Origin of the sequence: Methylocaldum sp. RMAD-M, assembly GCF_017832375.1 — a bacterium.
Taxonomy (GTDB): Bacteria; Pseudomonadota; Gammaproteobacteria; order Methylococcales; family Methylococcaceae; genus Methylocaldum.
Window position 1 is genome coordinate 1 of the sequence record NZ_JAFIBZ010000066.1, and the last position, 1,936, is coordinate 1,936.

Below are 1,936 nucleotides of genomic sequence, written 5' to 3' on the forward strand. Positions count from 1 at the left end.
GTGTACGCCCGACATGGGCATGAACTGATGGGGTGAGAGTCCCCTGTAGGAGTACCTGTAATGCCCATTCTTTGGGCCAATGTAACTACTAGCCGACGGCAAGGGCAACTCCGCGAGGAGTGGTCTGAAGGAAGCCCGAGCGCAAAGGTGCGAGCCGACGAACAGAAACCGCATAGAAGGCTCAGTCTCCGGGTGAGTCAGCACATGATGACGAAACCCGCCGGGTACGGGAGATAGGGTAAATGCGGCGGTTGTGCGCTGAAAGCTCATGTTCTTATTCGGGGAGATCTGTCCGGCGAGCGGCTGGGATAGGTTATGGGAGTCGGACTGAGGTCCAGGGCGAAAGCCTTGGAATAGCCACCGGACCCTACGACCTGTCTTTGGCAGCGCGTCTTGCGGCAACGCAGGGTGTGACCGGGCAGAAGTCAGCAGAGGCCATACTAGCCGCATCGGCCTGGAAGACCGGACGGTGAAGGGCCGAACACAAGAAGACAAGGAGGAGCCGTGAGCGACTCGGTATCGACGATGAACCCGACCGGGGGAGCCGATGTCCGGCGTGGCGTCACGCAGCCAGCCTTGCACGACGATCTGATGGAGCGGGTGTTGGACCGTGCGAACCTGCGACGGGCCTGGAAGCGGGTGAAGGCCAATCGGGGTGCGCCCGGCATGGACGGGATGCGCATCGAGGACTTCGCCGAGTTTGCGCGCTCGCATTGGGCCGAGATTCGCCAGCAACTGGCCGATGGCAGTTATCAACCCCAAGCGGTACGACGGGTGTCGATCCCGAAGCCGGGAGGGGGCGAACGACTGCTGGGTATCCCGACCGTCATGGACCGGGTGATCCAGCAGGCCATCGCGCAAGTATTGACGCCGATCTTCGACCCCGGCTTTTCGGAGTCGAGTTTTGGTTTCCGACCGGGACGCTCCGCCCATGGAGCGTTGAGGCAGGTACAAGGTCATCTTCAGGCCGGCTACCGCATCGCCTGTGACCTGGACTTGGCGAAATTTTTCGACAACGTCCGGCACGATGTCTTGATGGCTCGTGTGGCCCGCAAGGTTGGCGACAAGCGGCTGTTGGCGCTGGTTGGCCGGTATTTGCGGGCGGGTGTTCTGGTCGGCGAGTCCATCCAGGTAACGGCGTTGGGGACGCCGCAAGGCGGACCGCTGTCGCCGTTGCTCGCCAACATCCTGTTGGATGACTTGGACAAGGAACTGGAAGGGCGTGGCCACCGGTTCGTCCGCTATGCGGACGACCTGCTGATCTTGGTCAAAAGTCAGCGGGCCGGCGAGCGGGTGAAGGATAGCGTCACGCGCTTCCTGACCGGCACGCTCAAACTGGTGGTCAACGAGCAGAAGAGCCGGGTGGTCAAAACCGACCAGGCCAAGTTTCTCGGATTCAATTTCCGGGGAACCAAGCTGCGTTGGGGCGACCGGGCATTCGAGGACTTCAAACACAACATCCGGACACTGACCGGGCGTAGCTGGGGTGTCTCGATGGCTCACCGGTTTTACAAGCTCGCCCAGTATATCCGCGGTTGGATGGGCTACTTCGGCATTTCGGACTACTACCGCCCGATCCCCGAACTCGACCACTGGCTTCGACGCCGGGTACGCATGTGCTACTGGAAACAGTGGCGCTACGTGCGTACCAAGGTCAAGAACCTGTTGGGTTTGGGGACGAGCAAGCGCCAGGCAATCCTGACGGCGATCAGCAGCAAGAGCTACTGGCATCTGTCGCGGACGCTGGCGACGCAGACCGGGATGACCAACCAATGGCTGAAGACCCAGGGGCTGATCACTATCCGTGATCTTTGGATGAAGGCCCATGGCTACACCTGACATCGTCGTGTGCTCCCTTTTCGTGAACCGCCCGGTGCGGACCCGCATGCCGTGGTGGTGTGGGGACTGGGGGTTAGAAACCCCTGGTTACCCGATT

General features: G+C 61.2%; 1 protein-coding gene. It reads left to right on the forward strand.

Translation table 11 applies throughout. From position 1 onward, the window contains the following. The first annotated feature begins 504 nt into the window (after nucleotides 1-504). Nucleotides 505-1,839: a group II intron reverse transcriptase/maturase gene (ltrA, locus tag JOD69_RS24430; protein WP_210024370.1), complete on the forward strand. Its 1,335-nt coding sequence runs from the start codon at nucleotides 505-507 to the stop codon at nucleotides 1,837-1,839. The last annotated feature ends 97 nt before the right edge of the window (nucleotides 1,840-1,936 follow it).